The following is a 15799-nucleotide window of genomic DNA, read 5'->3' as shown; positions in this document are numbered from 1 at the left end:
GGAGCATCGCGTGGGGGGCCGGCGGTCGGGGGCGGTCCGCCGTTGCGCGGCGGGTCACCGTTCGCGTTTCAGGTGATCCCCTGCCGTCGCCGTCGCCGTCGCCCTCGCCGCCCTCGGGGAAGGGGAGAGGGCTCCCAGGAGCGCCCCGCCCCGTGTCCTACTCCCGCCCCACCAGCGTCAGCAGCGTCGCCTCCGGGGGGCAGGCGAAGCGGACGGGGGTGTAGCGGTTGGTGCCGCAGCCCGCCGAGACGTGCAGGAACGCCGTGCGGCCCTCCGCCGTGTGCCGGGACAGGCCCTTCACGCGGTCCGCGTCCAGGTCGCAGTTGGTGACCAGGGCGCCGTAGAAGGGGATGCAGAGCTGGCCGCCGTGGGTGTGGCCGGCCAGGACCAGGGGGTAGTCGTCCGCCGTGAAGGAGTCGAGGACGCGCAGATAGGGGGCGTGGACGACGCCCATCGAGAAGTCGTGCGAGCCGGAGGGGCCGCCCGCCACCTGCGCGTAGCGGTCGCGCTTGATGTGCGGGTCGTCCAGGCCGGTCAGCCCGATCGACACGCCCTCGACCTTCAGGGCGCCCCGGGTGTTCGTCAGGTTCAGCCAGCCTGCCGCGTCGAAGCCGTCCCTGATGTCCTCCCACGGGTTGTGGATCACGCCCACGGCGGGCGGGTTGCCGTTCAGGCCGTGCCGGCCGCTCGCCTTCTCCAGCAGGTAGCGGGCGGGGTTGCGGAGCCTCGGGCCGTAGTAGTCGTTGGAGCCGAAGACGTACGCGCCGGGGAACTCCATCAGCGGGCCGAGCGCGTCGAGCACCTCGGGGACGCCGTCGGGGTCGGAGAGGTTGTCGCCCGTGTTGATCACGAAGTCCGGGCGCAGCCCGGCCAGCGACTGCAGCCAGCGCTGCTTCTTGCGCTGACCGCGCACCATGTGGATGTCGGAGACCTGGAGCACGCGCAGCGGACCCATGCCCGGCGGGAGGACCGGGACCGTCACTCGGCGGAGGCGGAAGGAGCGGGCCTCGAAGCCCGCCGCGTAGGCCACTCCGGCGGCGCCGGCCGCCATGATTCCCAGGGGTACTCCGTATCGCGCGCGCATACGACCATCGTGTCAGACCGGCGGTGGGCCCGGGACCGCCCGCCCGCTAAATCGGTGGGCGTCCGCGCCCCGGTACCTGAGAGAATCGACCCCATGACCACCACGCTCAAGTCGAAGCTGCAGGACGACCTCAACGCCGCGATCAAGGAGCGCGACGAGCTCCGCTCCTCGACGCTCCGGCTGACCCTCACCGCGATCACCAAGGAGGAGGTCGCGGGCAAGGAGAAGCGCGAGCTCTCCGACGACGAGGTGCAGAAGGTGATCACCCGCGAGGCGAAGAAGCGCCGTGAGGCGGCCGAGGCCTTCGCGCAGGGTGGCCGCGCCCAGCAGGCCGAGCGGGAGAAGGCGGAGGGGGAGGTCCTCGCCGCGTACCTGCCGAAGCCGCTCAGCGACGACGAGCTGAACGCGATCGTCGCCCAGGCCGTCGAGGAGGCGAAGGCGGGCGGCGCCGAGGGGCCGCGGGCCATGGGCGCCGTGATGAAGATCGTGAACCCGAAGGTGGCCGGCCAGGCCGAGGGCGGCCGCGTCGCCGCGGCGGTGAAGAAGCTGCTGCAGGGCTGAGACGCCCGGCCGTCCGCCGCCACGCGCACGACGGCGGGGCCGCACCCTCGACGAGAGGGCGCGGCCCCGCCGTCTCACCGCCACCGGGTCGCGGAGAGGCTGCCACCGGGGCACGGTCACGGGGCGGGACTACCCCCGGCGTCCCCCGTTGCCGTTCCCGTGCGTGCCGCCGTTGGTCTGGCCCTCGATGAGGTTGTCGGGGAGGGAGAAGGTCGGGGTCGGGACGGTGCCGCCGGTGTCACCGCCCTGGCTTGTTCCCCCGTTTGTCAGTCCGGCGATCAGGCCCCCGAGTGCTCCCCCCGGGTTGCCCCCTTTCCTGCCGCGTCCCCCCCGATCGCCTTTTCCCTGGTCACCACCGTCCCCCTGGTCGTCGGGAATGTCGACCAACTGGAAGTCCGGGGCGTCCTTGCCGGAGAGGGCGCCGGCCATGGCGTCCCGCCAGATCGGCCCGGGGACCTGACCACCGAAGACGAGATCGCGGTAGACACCGCCGATCCTGATTCCGGTCATCTTCACGTTCTGCTTGGCGCTGCCCACCCAGACCGCACCGGACATGTTGGGGGTGTAGCCGACGAACCAGGCGTTCTTGCGCTCGTCGGTCGTACCCGTCTTGCCCGCGCTCTCCCGGTCGTTCAGGCCCGCCTCCTGGCCGGTACCGGAGTCGACCACACCGCGCAGCAGGGTGTTGACCGTGTCGGCGGTCTTCTCGCTCATCGCGCGTGAGCAGGTGGACTTGGGCACCTCGAGCGAGTTCTGCTCGGTGCCGACCTTCTGGACGATCGACTCGATGGCGACCGGCGAGCAGTACATCCCTCGGGAGGCGAAGGTGGCGTAGGCGCTTGCCATGGTCAGCGGGGAGAGGCCGATCGAGCCGAGGGCGATCGACGGGGTCTCCGGGAGCTTCGAGCCGTCACCCTGGACCACGTGCAGCGCGTCGGTCATCTTCACCACCGGGCACAGGCCGATGTCGGAGATGAGCTGCACGAAGTAGGTGTTGATGGACTTGGCCATCGCCTCCTTCATGCGGTACGGGCCCTTCTCCGACTCGTTCTCGTTCTCGACGGTCTCGTTCTTGGTGTTGACGTACGGATTGCTGCTGCACCGCTGGACAGGGCTCGGATAGTTCATCTTGTAGGGCGCCGAGTACTCCTGCGTCGCGGGCTTGCCGCCCTCGATCGCGGCCGCCGCCACGAACGGCTTGAACGTCGAGCCGGTCGGGAAGCCGTAGTTCGAGCCGCCCAGGTCCCGGTTGACCGAGAAGTTGTACTCCGTCTCGTTGTTGCCGTAGCCGAACGGCTTCGACTGACCCATGGCCAGTACCTTGCCGGTGCCGGGTTCGACCAGTGTGGCGGCCGCGGCGACCTTGTCGGACTTGTAGACGTGCTCCTTCAGCGACGCCTGGACGGAGTCCTGGGCCTGCGGGTCGAGCGTCGTACGGATGGTCAGACCGCCGCGGTTCCAGAGCTTGGCGCGCGCCTCGCGGGTCTTGCCGAAGGTCGGGTCGGTGAGGAAGAGGTGCTCCACGTACTTGCAGAAGAACGCGGCGCCCCTGGTGGCGGTGATGCAGCCGTTCTTCGGCTGGCTGACGTGCAGCCCGAGCGGCTGCTCCTTCGCCCGGTCCGCCTCCGCCTGGGAGACGTTGCCGACCTCCGCCATGCGCTGCAGCACCGTGTTGCGCCGCTTGGTGGCCTCGGCCTCGTCGTTCACCGGGTCGTAGCGGCTCGGGGACTGCACGATGCCGGCCAGCAGGGCCGACTCCTGGAGGTTCAGGTCCTGGGCGTGCTTGGAGAAGTAGCGCTGGGCGGCCGCCTCGACGCCGTAGGCCTGCTCGCCGAAGAAGGTGATGTTCAGGTAGTTCTCGAGGATCTTCTTCTTGCCGAGCTTCTCCTCGATCTGGATCGCGTACTTCAGCTCCCGGACCTTGCGGCCCAGGGTCTGCTGGGTGGCCTCGGCGACCTTCGTCGGGTCGTCACCGGCCTCCTCGATGAAGTAGTTCTTCACGAGCTGCTGGGTGAGTGTGGAGGCGCCCTGGGAGACGCCGCCGCTCTGCGCGTTCTTGTTCAGGGCGCGCAGCACGCCCTTGAGGTCGATCGCGCCGTGCTTGTAGAAGCGCGAGTCCTCGATCGCGACGATCGCCTTCTGCATGTACGGCGAGATCTTCTTGAGGTCCACCACCGTGCGGTCACGGGAGTAGACGGTCGCGATCTGGTCCCCCTGGCTGTCCAGTATGGTCGTGCGCTGGCTGAGCTGGGGGCTCTTGAGGTTGGCCGGGATCTCGTCGAAGCCCTTGACCGAGCCCTTGGCCGCGAGGCCCAGCGCGCCGGCCGCGGGCAGCGCGATGCCCGCCATCACGGCTCCCGCGAGCACACTGACACCGAGGAACTTGGCGGCCTGCTGCGTTGCCGACAGGCCGCCGCTCGAGCGCTTCTTTGCCATGGGGGCAGCCTAATCCGTACTCATGAGCGTTCCGAGGGAGCGGCCCTTCGTCGGGATGTTCGGGTGCCGGATCGTGACGTGCGCGCCGTGGGCGCGGCGGCGCGCGGCTTCCGCCACGGCATGGCAGAGCAGTGGCCTACGTTCTCATTCGCCGGACAGGCGCACAGGCCTTGGCCTAAGCTGTTCACAACTGTCACGGCGGCGCGGCCACACATCAATACGTCCGGCGAACCCGAATCGTTCCGGAAGTAGCCCAGAATTTTCGGCGGGCCGTGTCCGATTCCGCCTTGTGTGTCACTCGGCGCCCGGTGTGGCGCGCTACAGCCGTCCCGGTATGCCGGGATGGTCGCGCATGTCGTCAGCTCACTCCCCCGGGTGATCTGCCGCTTACCCATAGTCCGTTCGGGCCATTCAAGATTGGGCCCGAAGGAGGTGTTGCGCTGTCTCCGCCTTCCGTAACGTCCTCAACTGGCGGCGGTGAATATGCCGCTGCCGCCGTGGGGGAGCCTCGATTCGGGAGAGGACGGCGCCGGTATGGGCTGGGTAACCGACTGGAGTGCGCAGGCTGCTTGCCGCACTACCGATCCGGATGAACTGTTCGTGCAGGGAGCAGCGCAGAACCGGGCCAAGGCGGTGTGCACCGGATGCCCGGTACGCACCGAATGTCTGGCCGATGCGCTGGACAATCGCGTCGAGTTCGGCGTGTGGGGAGGCATGACGGAGCGTGAGCGCCGCGCCCTGCTGCGCCGGCGGCCCACCGTGACCTCCTGGCGCAGGCTGCTGGAGACCGCACGCTCGGAGTACGAGCGCGGCACGGGCATCGTGGCCCTCGACAGTGACGAGGTGTACGAGAGCTACGCGGCGGTCGGCTGAGGGCACATGCCCCTGGTGTCGCCCAGGCCCACTCGGGGCATGGGCGGTCGATGCGGGTGTGGTCAGGACGGAGGTCACTCGAGCAGTGGCCTCGGCGCCGCCCCGGCCGGCGGGCGCGTGCCGGTTGTGGCGATCCCGATGGGCAGGTGGCCACCAGTCCGGCGAGCGGCAGTGGTCCGTCGGGGTGAGGGGTGGCCTGCCAGGGTGAGGGCGGCCTGCCGGAGTGAGGGTGGTCCGTCGCTGCGGTGACAAGGCGCCGCAGTGCCGGCTTTCCGGTGGGGCGTGGGCGGCGAGCGCCCGCGACCCATGCGTGCCCGTCGTCCGAGCGGGCGGCGCATGCGCCGGTCACGAGCGTCGGGCGCGCGACACACCTGCGTGCGCCAGGCGCGTTGCCCGCGCGTCCGCCACGAGCGCGACGCGCCCGGCACGAGCGCCACGCGGCACGTGAAGTTCCGTGCACGCCCGAGGTGTGTGACGGCTACGTGCACGCCCCGAGGAGCGCGCGCAGAGCCGTCACGCGCGCACGCCTCTCCCGGTCCGCGCTACGACAGTTCCGTACGCCCCGCCGCCAGCCGGTCGCCGATGTCGCGCAGACCCGTCAGATCGTGCACGTCGCCGGGCAGCGCGGGCACCTCGACGACCGCCACTTCGGGATGGCGGGCGAGGAAGCGGTCGCGCGTGCGCTGCTCGCGGGAGAGCAACTGCATACGCTCGGCGTGCAGCCTCAGCAGGCCGGCGGTGAGCTGTTCCACGGTCCGCTCCGGGTCCGCGGCGGGGGAGCCGTCGTCGGTGCCGGCGGGGGAGCCGTCGTCCGGAGCGGTTGGCGAGGCGGTGGGAGATTCTGAACTGCCTTGTGTCTCGGGGGAGTTACGAAGTCCAGCTTTCCCGTCCCCCTGATCCACAATGCGGGGGTCCTGAAGATTTTCCGCGGCGTCGAGCGCCCGCTCCGCCGACAGCCGGCCGGCGCCGCTGCCGTGGACCCGGTTGAGCACCAGTCCCATCAGCGGCATGTCCTCCGCGTCCAGCCGCTCCACGAAGTACGCCGCCTCACGCAGTGCGTCCCGCTCCGGCGCCGCCACCACCAGGAACGCCGTGCCGGGCGCCTGGAGCAGCTTGTACGTGGCGTCCGCGCGGGTACGGAAGCCGCCGAAGGTGGTGTCCATCGCGGCCACGAACGTCTGCACGTCCTTCAGCAGCTGACCGCCCAGCAGCTTGCCCAGGGTGCCGGTCATCATCGACATGCCGACGTTGAGGAAGGCCATTCCCGCGCGGCCGCCCAGCTTGGCCGGGGCGGTCAGCAGACGGATCAGCCGGCCGTCCAGGAAGGAACCGAGCCGCTTGGGCGCGTCCAGGAAGTCCAGCGCCGAGCGGGACGGCGGGGTGTCGACCACGATCAGGTCCCACTCGTCCCTCGCGCGGAGCTGCCCCAGCTTCTCCATCGCCATGTACTCCTGCGTGCCGGCGAAGCCCGCGGAGAGCGACTGGTAGAAGGGGTTCGACAGGATCGCGGTCGCCCGCTCCCGGTCCGCGTGCGCCTCCACGACCTCGTCGAAGGTGCGCTTCATGTCGAGCATCATCGCGTGCAGCTCGCCGTCGCCCTCGGTGCCCTTGACCCGCCGGGGCACGTTGTCGAGCGAGTCGATGCCCATCGACTGGGCGAGCCGGCGAGCCGGGTCGATGGTGAGGACGACCACCTTGCGGCCCCGCTCGGCCGCCCGCAGGCCCAGCGCCGCGGCGGTCGTCGTCTTGCCGACGCCGCCCGAGCCGCAGCACACCACGATCCGGGTGTCCGGGTCGTCCAGCAGCGGATCGACGTCCAGCACGCGCGCGGGGGAGAGGTGAGGTCGGGCGGCGTCCTGCGCCTCGGCCGGGTCGGGACTCATGACAACCCCTGCTTCCGCAGCTCGGTGGCGAGTTCGTACAGGCCCGCGAGGTCCATGCCCTCGGCGAGCAGAGGCAGTTCGTGCAGCGGCAGCTCCAGTTCGCCGAGGACGGCGCGCTGCTCCTGCTCCAGCGCGTACCGCTCGGCGTACTCCGCGGCCTGGCCCAGCAGCGGGTCCACCAGTCGCTCGGCGTGCCCGCCGCGCCGCGCCCCGCCGAGGCCGGCGGCCGACAGGGCCCGCGCGACGGAGGTGCGCGGCACGGTCCGGACCAGTTCCAGGTCCGCCGCGTCCAGCACCCGGGGCCGGACCATGTTCACGATGACCCGGCCCACCGGCAGCCGCGCCGCGCGGAGTTCGGCGATCCCGTCGGCGGTCTCCTGGACGGGCATCTCCTCCAGCAGGGTCACCAGGTGCACCGCCGTCTCCGGCGACTTGAGCACCCGCATCACCGCCTGCGCCTGATTGTGTATCGGGCCGATCTTCGCGAGCCCGGCGACCTCGTCGTTGACGTTGAGGAACCGGGTGATGCGCCCGGTGGGCGGCGCGTCCATCACGACGTAGTCGTAGATGAACCGGCCCGCCTTGTCCTTGCGGCGGACCGCCTCGCACGCCTTCCCGGTCAGCAGGACGTCCCTGAGCCCGGGCGCGATCGTGGTGGCGAAGTCGATCGCGCCGAGCTTCTTCAGCGCCCGGCCCGCGCCGCCGAGCTTGTAGAACATCTGGAGGTAGTCCAGAAGGGCGAGTTCGGGGTCGATGGCGAGGGCGTACACCTCCCCGCCACCGGGTGCGACCGCGATCTTCCGTTCCTCGTAGGGCAGCGCATCTGTCTCGAAGAGCTGTGCGATGCCCTGCCGGCCCTCGACCTCCACGAGAAGCGTCCGCTTCCCCTCGGTCGCGAGGGCCAGCGCGAGTGCGGCGGCGACCGTCGTCTTGCCGGTCCCGCCCTTGCCGCTGACGACCTGGAGCCTGCTCACGTATTCGAGACTAACCAGTCCGGCCGACAGTCACGCGGGAGGCTGTGGACAACGGCCCTCCCGATCGGCCCCGGGACCCGCGAGCGCCGCCCTCGTGTCCGGGCCGCCGACCGTGCGTCCCGGTGTCCGCCGCCGCACGTCCGGTACCCGCGGTGGGCGCGGAAGCCCGTGGTCGGCCGCCTGCCCGGGTGACCACAGCGGATACAGTCGGCCCATGACCAAGAAGTGGGAATACGCGACCGTGCCGCTGCTCGTCCATGCCACGAAGCAGATCCTGGACACCTGGGGCGAGGACGGCTGGGAGCTCGTGCAGGTCGTGCCCGGGCCCAACAACCCCGAGCAGCTCGTGGCCTACCTGAAGCGGGAGAAGCAGGCATGAGCGCGGTCGAGGAGAAGCTGGCCGAACTGGGCCTGACCCTGCCGGAGGTCGTACCGCCGCTGGCCTCGTACCAGCCGGCCGTGCGGTCCGGTGTGTACGTCTACACCGCCGGCCAGCTCCCGATGGTGGAGGGCAAGCTGCCGGTCACCGGCAAGGTGGGCGCCGAGGTCACGGCCGAGGAGGCCAAGGAGCTGGCCCGCACCTGCGCGCTGAACGCGCTGGCCGCCGTGAAGTCCGTCACCGGCGACCTGGACCGCATCGCGCGCGTGGTGAAGGTCGTCGGCTTCGTCGCCTCGGCGGCGGACTTCACCGCGCAGCCCGGCGTCGTCAACGGTGCCAGCGAGCTGCTCGGCGAGGTGCTCGGCGACAAGGGCGTGCACGCCCGCAGCGCGGTCGGCGTCGCGGTGCTGCCGCTGGACGCCCCGGTGGAGGTCGAGATCCAGGTCGAGCTGGCCCAGTAGCCCCTCCGGCCTCGGGCGCCCCTCGAACATTCGCCCTACACGGGATAGCCTCCGGCCATGGCGAACGGTCAGTGGTACCCACCGGAGTGGCCCGACCGCATCCGCGCGCTCGCGGACGGCACCCTCGTACCGGTGTCCCCGAAGCGTGCGGCCACCGTGCTGCTCCTGAAGGACACCCCGGCCGGCCCGGCCGTCCACATGCTGCGCAGACGCGCCTCCATGGCCTTCGCCGGAGGCGCGTACGCGTACCCCGGCGGTGGTGTCGACCCGCGCGACGACGACCGCCTGGTCCGCTGGGCCGGCCCCACGCGCGCGTGGTGGGCCGAGCGGCTGGGCGTCGACGAGAGCGGCGCCCAGGCCGTCGTCTGCGCCGCCGTGCGGGAGACGTACGAGGAGGCGGGGGTGCTGCTCGCCGGCCCCGACGCCGGCTCGGTCGTCGGGGACACCACCGGGGACGACTGGGAGGCGGACCGCGCCGCCCTGGTCGCGCGCGAGCTGTCCTTCGCCGAGTTCCTGGACCGCCGCAGCCTGGTGCTCCGCTCCGACCTGCTGGGCGCCTGGACCCGCTGGATCACCCCGGAGTTCGAGTCCCGCCGCTACGACACCTGGTTCTTCGTGGCCGTCCTGCCCGAGGGCCAGCGGACCCGCAACGCCTCCACGGAGGCCGACCGCACGGTGTGGATCCGCCCCGAGGAGGCCGCGGCCGGCTACGACAAGGGCGAGCTGCTGATGATGCCGCCCACCGTCGCCACTCTGCGCCAGCTACTGCCGTACGGCACGGCGGCAGGGGCGCTCGCGGCGGCGCCGGCGCGCGACATGACCCCGGTGCTGGCCCGGGCCCGTCTGGTGGATGGCGAGATCGTCCTGTCCTGGCCCGGGCACGACGAGTTCACCAAGCACGTCCCGACGCGTGGGACGGCCGTCGGCGGGGGACCGGGGACGGAACGCGAGGGTACGGCTCCGAGCGGCTCAGGAGGCCCCGCATGACGGACGCGGCAGCCCTGCCCGGTCAACCCCGGGGCGGTGTCCTCACGGGGCCGGCGACCGAACGCGCCGTCAACGTGCTCGCGCCCAACGCCTCCGCGATGACCCTGGACGGCACCAACACCTGGATCGTCGCCGAGCCCGACTCCGACCTGGCCGTGGTGATCGACCCGGGGCCGCTGGACGACGGCCACCTGAGCGCCGTCGTGGACACGGCGGAGCAGGCCGGCAGGCGCATAGCCCTCACGCTGCTCACCCACGGCCACCCCGACCACGCTGAGGGCGCCGCCCGGTTCGCCGAACTGACCCGCACGCGCGTGCGGGCCCTCGATCCGGCGCTGCGGCTCGGTGACGAGGGTCTGGCCGCCGGCGAGGTGATCACGGTCGGCGGACTGGAACTGCGTGTCGTACCGACGCCCGGGCACACCGCGGACTCGCTGTGCTTCCACCTCCCGGCCGACCGGGCGGTGCTGACCGGGGACACCGTCCTCGGGCGCGGCACGACCGTCGTGGCCCATCCGGACGGCCGCCTCGGCGACTACCTGGACTCCCTGCGCCGCCTGCGCTCCCTCACCGTGGACGACGGCGTCCACACGGTCCTGCCGGGCCACGGGCCGGTCCTGGAGGACGCCCAGGGGGCCGTCGAGTTCTACCTCGCCCACCGCGCCCACCGCCTCGCCCAGGTCGAGACGGCCGTCGAGGACGGCTACCGCACCCCGGCGCAGGTCGTCGCCCACGTCTACGCCGACGTGGACCGCTCCCTGTGGCCGGCGGCGGAGCTGTCGGTGCGGGCCCAGATGGAATACCTGGGCGAGCACGGGCTCATATAGCGGGCCCGCGGCGGGCTTCTCGTCGGCGCGGGGCGGCTCAGGGCCGGTCCTCGGGGCGGGGAGCCTTCACACCGTGCACGCGCGCGTACTCCGCGGCGAGCCAGGGGCCGAGGTCGTCCACGTACGACCGCAGTACCTCCGGGTCGCCGACGGGCTCGTAGCCGTACTCCGCGGCCCGGCGCATCTGCGCGGCCCGCTCGGGACGGTGGGCGCCGAACGCCGCGGCCATCTCACGCAGGTCGCTGGTCCAGCCCTGCCAGCGGGGCATGACGAGGGTGAAACCGGTGCGCACCAGGTGCCGGGACATGAAACGGACGAGCGGCCGCCGGGCCTCCTCGGTGTCCGCCGCCCGGGCGATCCGCTCGCGCCAGCGCGGCAGCAGCAGGGCGAGGTCGCCGTTGGTCTCCCGGGCCAGCAGGGAGTCGGGCCGGTACCGGGGCAGGTGCGCGGCGAGGTCGTCCCCGAGCAGCGGAGTGCACAGGCAGGCCACGAACCAGCCCATGTCGTGCCGCTCCAGGTCGCTCAGCAGCCGAGCCCGGCCGTACAGCAGCGTGCCCACCCCGTCGATCTGCACAAACTCCTCGTCGAGGGCCTCGCCGAAGGCCCGGACGGTCTCCCGGTCGGCCTCCGTCGGCTCCTCGCGCAGCGCCAGCAGCAGATCGAGGTCGCTGCGTCCCACGCGCGCGGTGCCGCGCGGGATCGACCCGTAGAGGTAGGCGCTGTGCAGCCGCGCCCCGAGGAGTTCGGGCAGCCGGTCGCGCGTGGCGGCCACGACCGGACGGAACGCGTCCGGCACGCGCGCGAGGGAGCCCTCGCGGACGAAGTAGCCCCGGGCGTCGAGTCCTGGACGGTGAACGGTGTCGGGCATGGCTCCACTGTGCCCGGCCCGGGCCGCCGGAGCAGGTGATTTACCGCCGCTTCGGCCGGGCCGCGCTCTGACGGCACGCCGTCGCCCGGCCCGCGGGGCACGCGGAAAGGCCCCGCCGTACGGCGGGGCCCCACGTGCGTGTGTGCGTGGTCAGCGGGACCGCTTGGCCAGGCGCTCCACGTCGAGCAGGATCACGGCCCGCGCCTCCAGCCGGAGCCACCCGCGCCCGGCGAAGTCGGCCAGCGCCTTGTTCACGGTCTCGCGCGAGGCGCCGACGAGCTGGGCCAGCTCCTCCTGGGTGAGGTCGTGGACGACGTGGATGCCCTCCTCGGACTGCACGCCGAAACGGCGGGAGAGGTCCAGCAGGGCCCGCGCGACACGGCCGGGAACGTCCGAGAAGACCAGGTCGGACATGGCGTCGTTGGTCTTGCGCAGCCGCCGGGCGACGGCGCGCAGCAGGGCCCCGGCCACCTCCGGACGCACGTTCAGCCAGGGCTGGAGGTCGCCGTGGCCGAGGGCGAGCAGCTTGACCTCGGTGAGCGCGGTGGCGGTCGCGGTGCGCGGGCCCGGGTCGAACAGCGACAGCTCGCCGATCAGCTCGCTGGGGCCGACGACGGCGAGCATGTTCTCGCGGCCGTCGGGAGAGGTGCGGTGCAGCTTGACCTTGCCCTCGGTGACGACATACAGCCGGTCACCGGGGTCGCCCTCGTGGAACAGCGAGTCACCGCGCGCGAGGGTCACCTCACTCATGGAGGCGCGGAGCTCCGCGGCCTGCTCGTCGTCGAGCGCCGCGAAAAGCGGATTGCGCCGCAGAACGTCGTCCACGAGTACTCTCCCTTGTCGACCTGCTCAGGGGACCATGATCCCCTGTGTACCAGGGGACCGTGTTCCCCGTTTTGCCGGGCGGTCCAAACAGTGTGATCTGTCACAAGGATGCCGCACAGATGTCCCGGGGTACGCGGCAGGGGTCCAATCGGGGGCCGATCCTCCGGGTCCGGGGCGGATGTCGGTGCCGGGCTTTAGGCTGGCCGGGTGTCCAAAACGCCGGTGAGAGCACAGGGCAAGGGGGCTGCACGGGTGGTCGTGCGTCGTGATTCCGCTGTGGGCGAACAGAGCTCCGGCGGTAGTAGTAAAAGCGGCAAAGCGGATGAAAAGGACGCTCCGGCCGGGAGAGCGGCGGCCGCCAAGAAGGCGGTGACGGCCAAGAAGGCGGAGGCGGCCGGGAAGGCGGCGCCGGCGAAAAGGGCAGCATCGGCGCGGAAGGCCGCGCCGGTGAAGAAGGCCGCGCCCGTGAAGAAGACGGCCGCGAAGTCTCCGGCCGGGGAGTCTCGCACCGCGCTCGTCCGCCGTGCCCGCCGCATCAACCGCGAACTCGCCGAGGTCTACCCCTACGCCCACCCTGAGCTGGACTTCGACGATCCCTTCCAGCTCCTGGTCGCCACTGTCCTGTCGGCCCAGACCACCGACCTGCGGGTCAACCAGACCACCCCGGCGCTCTTCGCCGAGTACCCCACGCCCGAGGACCTCGCGGTGGCCGACCCGGAGAAGGTCGAGGAGATCCTGCGCCCCTGCGGTTTCTTCCGGGCCAAGACCAGGTCGGTCATAGGGCTCTCGAAGGCCCTCGCCGAGGACTTCGGCGGCGAGGTGCCCGGCAGGCTGGAGGACCTGGTCAAGCTGCCCGGAGTCGGCCGCAAGACCGCCTTCGTGGTCCTGGGCAACGCCTTCGGAAGGCCGGGGATCACCGTGGACACGCACTTCCAGCGGCTGGTGAGGCGCTGGAAGTGGACCGGTGAGACCGACCCCGACAAGATCGAGGCGGCCGTGGGCGCGCTGTTCCCCAAGAGCGACTGGACCGACCTCTCCCACCACGTGATCTGGCACGGCCGCCGCATCTGCCACGCCCGCAGGCCCGCCTGCGGCGCCTGCCCGATCGCCCCGCTGTGCCCGGCCTACGGCGAGGGCGAGACCGACCCGGAGAAGGCGAGGAAGCTCCTGAAGTACGAGAAGGGCGGCCTCCCGGGCCAGCGCCTGAAGCCGCCGCGGGCCTACCTCGACGCCGGTGGCAGGCCCGCGCCGCCGCTGGGGTCCGGATGACGGAACGATCCCGGTGCGCCCGGGCGTTGGACACGGCAGGACGGGGGTGGCGATGACGCACACGCGCGACACGCACAAGGGGCCGGTGACACTGAGCGAGGAGGGCCTGCCCGACTGGCTGGACCCGGTGGTGCGGGCGGCGCGGACGATCCAGCCGCTCCAGCTCAGCCGCTTCCTGCCGCCGGAGAACGGCTCGGGACGGCAGTCGGCCGTGCTGATCCTCTTCGGCGAGGGCGAGCGCGGCCCGGAGCTGCTGCTCATGGAGCGGGCCGGCTCCCTGCGCTCCCACGCCGGCCAGCCGTCCTTCCCGGGCGGCGCCCTCGACCCGGAGGACGGCGATCCGGAGGGCGACGGGCCGCTCAGGGCCGCGCTGCGCGAGGCCGAGGAGGAGACCGGCCTCGACCCGTCCGGCGTGCAGCTCTTCGGCGTGCTGCCGGCGCTCTACATCCCGGTCAGTGAATTCGTCGTCACCCCCGTGCTCGGCTGGTGGCGCGAACCCAGCCCGGTCGGCGTCGTGGACCCCAACGAGACGGCCCGCGTCTTCACCGTCTCCGTGGCGGATCTCACGGAGCCCGCCCACCGGGCCACGGCGGTCCACCCCAGTGGCCACCGGGGCCCGGCATTCCTGGTCGAATCGACCCTGGTCTGGGGTTTCACCGCCGGAGTGATCGACCGTCTGCTGCACTACGCGGGCTGGGAGCGTCCCTGGGACCGGGACAAGCAGGTCCCGCTCGACTGGCGGTCATGACAGGGTGATCCCCGTGCTGTGTTCGTCCGAGGGCAGTGACGCCGGCGGCCGCGCCGCGGGCCCTCGGACCCCCGGCCGAGGCTGCTGGGACCGGAGTGGAGTAGGCGAGGCCTGAAGCAGTGAACGTGCTGGACATCCTGTTGCTGGTCGCGGCCGTGTGGTTCGCGGTCGTGGGCTACCGCCAGGGCTTCGTCGTGGGCATCCTGTCGGTGATCGGGTTCCTCGGCGGCGGTCTCGTCGCCGTGTACACGCTGCCCGCCATCTGGGACGCCGTCTCCGACCACTCCCAGGTGGGCACCACCGCCGCGGTCGTCGCCGTGGTCATCGTCATCGTCTGCGCCTCCGTCGGCCAGGCCCTGACCACCCATCTCGGCAACAAGTTGCGCCGCCACATCACCTGGTCCCCGGCCCGCGCCCTGGACGCCACCGGGGGAGCGCTCGTCAACGTCGTCGCGATGCTGCTCGTCGCCTGGCTGATCGGCTCCGCCCTCGCCCAGACCACCCTGCCGACGCTGGGCAAGGAGGTCCGCAACTCCAAGGTGCTGCTCGGCGTCTCCGAGGCGCTGCCCGCGCAGGCCGACACCTGGTTCCAGGACTTCACCTCGGTCCTCGCCCAGAACGGCTTCCCGCAGGTCTTCAGCCCCTTCTCCAACGAGCCGATCAAGGATGTCGAGCCGCCCGACCCGGCCCTGGCGAAGAGCGCGGTCGCCACGCGCGCCCAGCGCTCCATCGTCAAGGTCACCGGCACCGCGCAGAGTTGCGGCAAGGTCCTGGAGGGCAGCGGCTTCGTCTTCGCCGACCGGCGTGTCATGACCAACGCGCACGTCGTCGGAGGCGTCGACGAGCCCACCGTCCAGATAGGCGGAGTGGGCCGCAAGTACGACGCGAGGGTCGTCCTGTACGACTGGAAGCGCGACATCGCCGTCCTCGACGTCCCCGACCTGTCGGCGACCGCCCTGAAGTTCAGCACCCACGACGCGTCCGGTGGTGACGGCGCGATCGTCGCGGGATTCCCGGAGAACGGCTCCTACGACGTGCGAGCCGCGCGGGTGCGCGGACGCATCACCGCCAACGGCCCGGACATCTACCACCGCGGCACGGTCGGCCGGGACGTGTACTCCCTGTACGCGAACGTCCGCCAGGGCAACTCCGGCGGCCCGCTGCTCACGCCCGACGGCCGGGTCTACGGCGTGGTGTTCGCCAAGTCCCGCGACGACGCGGACACCGGCTACGCCCTCACGGCGGACGAGATCCAGCAGGACATCACCCGGGGCCGTACGGCGAACCAGCAGGTGGGTACCGACAGCTGCGCCCTGTGATCCCGGGCCCGCGCGGACCCGCCGCGGTGGGGCCCGGGCGGCGGATCAGCCGCGCGGGTGACGCAGACGTACCGAGACCCAGCGGGCACGGCGTCGCAGGATACGCGGAATACCCACCCTGAGATCCGCCTCCGCGAGCTGCGGAGTGCCTCGCTGCGGGGAGCTCAGCCCGGAGGCCGAGCGGCGGTTGCGGGGTGCGTCACTGTAGTCGTGCGTCCAGCCCATACCCCGACGTCTGCCCCCGTCGGAAGGTCGATAACCGCTTCCGCGCCCCCCAATTGGCCTATGCGTCAGGCATGTGGCCG

At 71.8% G+C, this 15799-nt stretch carries 16 protein-coding genes; 9 read left to right on the top strand and 7 right to left on the bottom strand.

Going from position 1 to position 15799, the window contains the following annotated elements; genetic code table 11:
• Positions 1-157: 157 nt before the first annotated feature.
• Positions 158-1084: a metallophosphoesterase gene (locus MXD57_RS12025; protein WP_250401353.1), complete on the bottom strand. Its 927-nt coding sequence runs from the start codon at positions 1082-1084 to the stop codon at positions 158-160.
• Between the two features lie 93 nt (positions 1085-1177).
• Here MXD57_RS12025 and MXD57_RS12020 point away from each other — a divergent pair, with 93 nt between their 5' ends.
• Positions 1178-1645, top strand: coding sequence for a GatB/YqeY domain-containing protein (locus tag MXD57_RS12020; protein ID WP_250401352.1), 468 nt, complete (start codon positions 1178-1180; stop codon positions 1643-1645).
• Positions 1646-1774: 129 nt separating this feature from the next.
• Here MXD57_RS12020 and MXD57_RS12015 read toward each other — a convergent pair whose 3' ends face one another.
• On the bottom strand, positions 1775-4081 hold the full coding sequence (locus tag MXD57_RS12015; protein ID WP_250401351.1) for a transglycosylase domain-containing protein: 2307 nt from the start codon (positions 4079-4081) through the stop codon (positions 1775-1777).
• Between the two features lie 534 nt (positions 4082-4615).
• Between MXD57_RS12015 and wblA the strand changes: the two genes are divergently transcribed.
• Positions 4616-4954: a transcriptional regulator WblA gene (wblA, locus tag MXD57_RS12010; RefSeq protein WP_250401422.1), complete on the top strand. Its 339-nt coding sequence runs from the start codon at positions 4616-4618 to the stop codon at positions 4952-4954.
• A 542-nt stretch (positions 4955-5496) separates the two neighbouring features.
• Here the strand turns inward: wblA and MXD57_RS12005 are convergent.
• Positions 5497-6837 (bottom strand): ArsA family ATPase, encoded by a 1341-nt coding sequence (locus MXD57_RS12005; RefSeq protein ID WP_250401350.1) that lies wholly within the window; start codon positions 6835-6837, stop codon positions 5497-5499.
• The gene (locus MXD57_RS12000) at positions 6834-7811 is read right to left on the bottom strand and encodes an ArsA family ATPase (RefSeq protein ID WP_250401349.1); all 978 of its coding nucleotides are present in this window, start codon (positions 7809-7811) and stop codon (positions 6834-6836) included. Before MXD57_RS12000 ends, MXD57_RS12005 begins: the two co-directional genes overlap by 4 nt.
• Before the next feature lie 214 nt (positions 7812-8025).
• On the opposite strand from MXD57_RS12000, the gene MXD57_RS11995 reads away from it, so the two are divergent.
• Genes MXD57_RS11995 through MXD57_RS11980 form a run of 4 tightly spaced genes read left to right on the top strand, consistent with a single transcriptional unit; the run spans position 8026 to position 10465 of the window.
• Positions 8026-8190: a DUF4177 domain-containing protein gene (locus tag MXD57_RS11995; RefSeq protein WP_136744038.1), complete on the top strand. Its 165-nt coding sequence runs from the start codon at positions 8026-8028 to the stop codon at positions 8188-8190.
• On the top strand, positions 8187-8651 hold the full coding sequence (locus tag MXD57_RS11990; RefSeq protein ID WP_250401348.1) for a RidA family protein: 465 nt from the start codon (positions 8187-8189) through the stop codon (positions 8649-8651). Before MXD57_RS11995 ends, MXD57_RS11990 begins: the two co-directional genes overlap by 4 nt.
• A gap of 57 nt (positions 8652-8708) precedes the next feature.
• A complete protein-coding gene (locus MXD57_RS11985) occupies positions 8709-9638 on the top strand; it encodes an NUDIX hydrolase (protein ID WP_250401347.1) in 930 nt (309 codons plus the stop codon).
• Positions 9635-10465, top strand: coding sequence for an MBL fold metallo-hydrolase (locus tag MXD57_RS11980; RefSeq protein WP_250401346.1), 831 nt, complete (start codon positions 9635-9637; stop codon positions 10463-10465). The genes MXD57_RS11985 and MXD57_RS11980 overlap by 4 nt, the downstream gene beginning before the upstream one ends.
• A 37-nt stretch (positions 10466-10502) precedes the next feature.
• Here the strand turns inward: MXD57_RS11980 and MXD57_RS31500 are convergent, their stop codons facing one another.
• Positions 10503-11333, bottom strand: coding sequence for a nucleotidyltransferase domain-containing protein (locus MXD57_RS31500; protein ID WP_284505430.1), 831 nt, complete (start codon positions 11331-11333; stop codon positions 10503-10505).
• Positions 11334-11483: 150 nt separating this feature from the next.
• Entirely contained in the window at positions 11484-12158 is a 675-nt protein-coding gene (locus MXD57_RS11970; protein WP_199211391.1) for a Crp/Fnr family transcriptional regulator, read from the bottom strand.
• A 369-nt stretch (positions 12159-12527) separates the two neighbouring features.
• Here MXD57_RS11970 and nth point away from each other — a divergent pair, with 369 nt between their 5' ends.
• From nth to MXD57_RS11955, 3 genes are all read left to right on the top strand, one after another.
• A complete protein-coding gene (gene nth / locus MXD57_RS11965; protein WP_250401344.1) occupies positions 12528-13427 on the top strand; it encodes an endonuclease III in 900 nt (299 codons plus the stop codon).
• Positions 13428-13479: 52 nt separating this feature from the next.
• Positions 13480-14175: an NUDIX hydrolase gene (locus MXD57_RS11960; RefSeq protein WP_250401343.1), complete on the top strand. Its 696-nt coding sequence runs from the start codon at positions 13480-13482 to the stop codon at positions 14173-14175.
• A gap of 119 nt (positions 14176-14294) precedes the next feature.
• A complete protein-coding gene (locus MXD57_RS11955; RefSeq protein ID WP_250401342.1) occupies positions 14295-15494 on the top strand; it encodes a MarP family serine protease in 1200 nt (399 codons plus the stop codon).
• Positions 15495-15539: 45 nt separating this feature from the next.
• On the opposite strand, the gene MXD57_RS11950 is transcribed toward MXD57_RS11955, so the two are convergent.
• Complete coding sequence (locus MXD57_RS11950; protein ID WP_143629697.1) at positions 15540-15719, bottom strand: hypothetical protein; 180 nt, start codon at positions 15717-15719, stop codon at positions 15540-15542.
• Between the last annotated feature and the right edge of the window lie 80 nt (positions 15720-15799).

Origin of the sequence: Streptomyces cellostaticus (genome assembly GCF_023630175.1) — a bacterium.
GTDB classification, from domain to species: Bacteria; Actinomycetota; Actinomycetes; order Streptomycetales; family Streptomycetaceae; genus Streptomyces; species Streptomyces cellostaticus_A.
This window is presented reverse-complemented; position numbering and strand designations above follow the sequence as displayed.

Coding starts and splice junctions, on each gene's coding strand:
- MXD57_RS12025 (WP_250401353.1), bottom strand. CDS start 1,084: ATGCGCGCGCGATACGGAGTACCCCTGGGAATCATGGCGGCCGGCGCC.
- MXD57_RS12020 (WP_250401352.1), top strand. CDS start 1,178: ATGACCACCACGCTCAAGTCGAAGCTGCAGGACGACCTCAACGCCGCG.
- MXD57_RS12015 (WP_250401351.1), bottom strand. CDS start 4,081: ATGGCAAAGAAGCGCTCGAGCGGCGGCCTGTCGGCAACGCAGCAGGCC.
- wblA (WP_250401422.1), top strand. CDS start 4,616: ATGGGCTGGGTAACCGACTGGAGTGCGCAGGCTGCTTGCCGCACTACC.
- MXD57_RS12005 (WP_250401350.1), bottom strand. CDS start 6,837: ATGAGTCCCGACCCGGCCGAGGCGCAGGACGCCGCCCGACCTCACCTC.
- MXD57_RS11995 (WP_136744038.1), top strand. CDS start 8,026: ATGACCAAGAAGTGGGAATACGCGACCGTGCCGCTGCTCGTCCATGCC.
- MXD57_RS11990 (WP_250401348.1), top strand. CDS start 8,187: ATGAGCGCGGTCGAGGAGAAGCTGGCCGAACTGGGCCTGACCCTGCCG.
- MXD57_RS11985 (WP_250401347.1), top strand. CDS start 8,709: ATGGCGAACGGTCAGTGGTACCCACCGGAGTGGCCCGACCGCATCCGC.
- MXD57_RS11980 (WP_250401346.1), top strand. CDS start 9,635: ATGACGGACGCGGCAGCCCTGCCCGGTCAACCCCGGGGCGGTGTCCTC.
- MXD57_RS31500 (WP_284505430.1), bottom strand. CDS start 11,333: ATGCCCGACACCGTTCACCGTCCAGGACTCGACGCCCGGGGCTACTTC.
- MXD57_RS11960 (WP_250401343.1), top strand. CDS start 13,480: ATGACGCACACGCGCGACACGCACAAGGGGCCGGTGACACTGAGCGAG.
- MXD57_RS11950 (WP_143629697.1), bottom strand. CDS start 15,719: ATGGGCTGGACGCACGACTACAGTGACGCACCCCGCAACCGCCGCTCG.